We start from the raw sequence: 3,280 nt of genomic DNA on the forward strand, positions 1-3,280 counted from the left end.
GCGGTGGGGGTGGGGGGCGGCGTCACGGCGCGATCGTAACCGGAACGCGGCGGCGTACTGATCGACCAACCGACGGATCCAAGCCGTACGTACGGTTTGCAGTACGCGGGGTGACCTGACACGATCGACCCGTGCCCAGAGTAAGTCAGGACCAGCTCGACGCGCGCCGGCAGGAGATCCTTGCCGCCGCGCGGGCGTGTTTCGCCCGGCACGGCTACGAGGGCGCCACCGTGCGCCGGCTGGAGGAGGCCACCCGGCTGTCCCGGGGCGCGATCTTCCACCACTTCCGGGACAAGGACTCGCTCTTCCTCGCCGTCGCCGAGGACGACGCCGCGGTGATGGTGGAGACGGTGGCCCGCAACGGTCTGGTCCAGGTGATGCGGGACCTGCTGGCCGGGGCGGTCTCCCCGGACACCACCGGCTGGCTCGGCAGCCAACTGGAGGTGTCCCGACGGCTGCGTACCGACCCGGCGTTCGCCAAGCGGTGGGCCGAGCGGTCGGCCGCCATCGCCGAGGCGACCCGCGAGCGGCTGGCCCGGCAGCGGGAGGCGGGCGTACTGCGCGACGACGTCCCGATCGACGTGCTGGCCCAGTTCCTGGAACTCGCCTACGACGGGCTGGTGCTGCACCTGGCCATGGGTCGGCCGGCCGGTGACCTCGGCCGGGTGCTGGACCTGGTCGAGGAGGCGGTCCGCCGGCGCTGACCGCCGGCTTCCCGGGCTGGGCGGTCGCGCCCCTCGTACCTGTCCTCAGGCGAACGCAGCCGGCCGGCACCACGCCACGCCGGCAGGGTGGCACCGGGCGGTGCGGCGTGGCGGTCCTGCCCCACAATGGGGCCGCCGATCCCTCCGGCGACAGGAGCAGCCGATGTCCGTCCTTGCCGCACCGGGCGACACCTGGGGCATCCCCGGTCCGACCTTCCTGCGCTTCTACCTCGCCGCGGCCGTCCTGGTGGTGGTCCTCGGCGCGATCCACCGGGCCCGGGTGCTCGCCGGCTCCCGGGAACCCGGTTACGACCAGCTCAGCCCGGAGCAGGCCGCCTACCTCAACGGCGGCGCCGCGCTGGCCGTGCCCGCCACGCTCGGCGCGCTGCGCGGCGCCGGCTCCGTCGGCGTCGGCCCGGGCCGGCGCCTGGTCACCACCGGGCCGATGCCCGCCGGCGCCACCCCGCTGGCCCAGGCCGTCTACAACGCGGCGGCCCGCCGGACCCGGGTCGCGGACCTGCGCCGGGACCAGTGGGTCGCCTCGGCCCTCACCCAGCTCGGCGCCGACCTCGAACAGCGCGGGCTCGCCCTCTCCTCGGGCCGCCGCGAGTCCGCCCGGCGCGGGGCGATGGTCCTGCTGCTCCTGCTGGCCGTCGGGGTGTTCCGGCTCTTCGACGGGCTGTCCGGCGACAAGCCGGTCGGCTACCTGCTACTCAGCCTGGTGGGCATCGTCGTGGCCTTCGCGATCCTGGTCCGGGCGCCGTACCGGACCCGGGCCGGTCGGGCCGCGCTGCGCACCCTGCGCCAGCGGCACGTCCACCTCGCCCCGGCCTCCTCCCCCGCGTACGCCACCTACGGCGCGACCGGCGCCGCGATGGGCATCGCCCTGTTCGGCACCGGCGCGCTCTGGGCGATGGATCCGGGCTTCGCCGAGCAGGCCGAGATCCAGCGGCAGGCGCTCGGCAGCAGCGGCGGCACCGGCGGCTGCGGCGGCGGCGGCGGCAGCTCCGGTTGCAGTGGCGGCAGCTCCTGCGGGGGCGGCGGCTGTGGCGGCGGCGGGTGCGGCGGATGACCGGGCCGACCGGGGTGGGCATCGGCTGGCGTCCGGAGATCGCCGGCTTCGTCGCCGAGCTGCCCGGCCTGCGCTTCGTCGAGGTGGTGGCGGAGTCCGTGCCGGCGACCGGACCGCTGCCGGTCGGCCTGGCCGCGCTGCGCGAGCGGGGCGTCACGGTCATACCGCACGGGGTGCGGCTCTCCCTGGGCGGCGCCGAACCGGTCGACCCGGCCCGGGTCGCCCAACTGGCCGCGGTGGCGCGGCTGGTGGACGCCCCGCTGGTCAGCGAGCACATCGCGTTCGTCCGGGCCGGCGGGCTGGAGGCCGGTCACCTGCTGCCGCTGCCGCGCACCCGGGAGGCGGTCGACGCGGTCTGCGCCAACGTCGACCGGGCGCAGGCCCAGTTGCCGGTGCCGATCGCGCTGGAACCGGTCGCGGCGCTGTTCGACTGGCCGGACGACGAACTGGACGAGGCCGCGTTCCTGACCGAGATCCTGGACCGCACGGGAGCCCTGCTGCTGCTCGACGTCGCCAACGTGTACGCCAACGCGCGCAACCGCGGCACCGACCCGATCGCGCTGCTGGACCGGCTGCCCCTGGAGCGGGTCGCCTACGCGCACGTCGCCGGCGGCGCCGAGCACGGCGGCTTCTACCACGACACGCACACCGACCCGGTGCCGGCCGAGGTGCTCGACCTGCTCCGTGAAGTGTGCGCGCGGCACCGCCCGCCGGCGCTGCTGCTGGAACGCGACGGGCACTACCCGCCCGCCGCGACGCTCCGCGCCGAACTGGACGCCCTCGCCGCGGCCTCCGGGTTCCCGGTGGTCACGTGACCGCCGACCCGCTCCCCACCGCCCCGGCCGCCCGCTCGGCGGACGGCCGGACCAACCGACCGACGGTCGACCGGACCGTACCGTCGACAGTCGACGTGACCACCCGGCCGGCGGACGCCGGCCCGCCCGCGCGGCCGGCGAACGATCCCGCCCCACCGGCGGACGACTACCTGGTCACCGCCCGGCCGGCGGACGACGACCTGCCGGCCCGGCCGGCGGCGGACCTGGCGGCTCGGCAGGCGGCGGACCTGGCGGCTCGGCAGGCGGAACTGGTGGCGGCGCTGGTGGCCGGCGCACCGGTGCCGCCGGGCTTCGACCCGGCGCCGCTGGCCGCGGCCCGGGCGGCGCTGCTGCCCAAGCGCGCCGGCGACGTGGCCCGGCACTGGCCGCTGCTCGCCGCCGGCTTCGGCGCCGACTGGCCGGCCACCTTCGCCGGCTGGGCGGCCGGCCGACCCACCGCCGGGTCGCTGCGCGACGGTTGGGACCTGGCCCGCGCGCTGCGGGGGCGGGGCGCGCTGCCGCCGCTCGGCGCGGAGGAACTGGCGGTGCGGGAGGCGACCGACCGCTACGACCTGCCGGCCCGGCCGGCGGCGGACCTGGCGGCTCGGCAGGCGGCGGACCTGGCGGCTCGGCAGGCGGAACTGGTGGCGGCGCTGGTGGCCGGCGCACCGGTGCCGCCGGGCTTCGAC

3 protein-coding genes and 1 pseudogene are annotated in these 3,280 nt (G+C 77.4%); all 4 read left to right on the forward strand.

The annotated features are described in order from the left end of the window. The first annotated feature begins 131 nt into the window (after positions 1-131). Positions 132-704 (forward strand): TetR/AcrR family transcriptional regulator, encoded by a 573-nt coding sequence (locus DLJ47_RS30910; protein ID WP_088992923.1) that lies wholly within the window; start codon positions 132-134, stop codon positions 702-704. 163 nt (positions 705-867) lie between these two features. Beyond that, entirely contained in the window at positions 868-1,776 is a 909-nt protein-coding gene (locus DLJ47_RS30915) for a TIGR04222 domain-containing membrane protein (RefSeq protein WP_109905321.1), read from the forward strand. Then, complete coding sequence (locus DLJ47_RS30920) at positions 1,773-2,591, forward strand: DUF692 domain-containing protein (RefSeq protein WP_109905323.1); 819 nt, start codon at positions 1,773-1,775, stop codon at positions 2,589-2,591. Before DLJ47_RS30915 ends, DLJ47_RS30920 begins: the two co-directional genes overlap by 4 nt. A 200-nt stretch (positions 2,592-2,791) precedes the next feature. Continuing rightward, positions 2,792-3,178: pseudogene (locus DLJ47_RS30925) on the forward strand (hypothetical protein); the annotation flags it as partial. Positions 3,179-3,280 lie beyond the last annotated feature (102 nt).

Origin of the sequence: Micromonospora sp. S4605, from assembly GCF_003176715.1 — a bacterium.
Classification (GTDB): domain Bacteria; phylum Actinomycetota; class Actinomycetes; order Mycobacteriales; family Micromonosporaceae; genus Micromonospora; species Micromonospora echinaurantiaca.

Bases quoted from the DNA above. Each gene is read 5' to 3' on its own strand.
- DLJ47_RS30920 (WP_109905323.1), top strand. From the start codon at position 1,773: ATGACCGGGCCGACCGGGGTGGGCATCGGCTGGCGTCCGGAGATCGCC.
- DLJ47_RS30915 (WP_109905321.1), top strand. From the start codon at position 868: ATGTCCGTCCTTGCCGCACCGGGCGACACCTGGGGCATCCCCGGTCCG.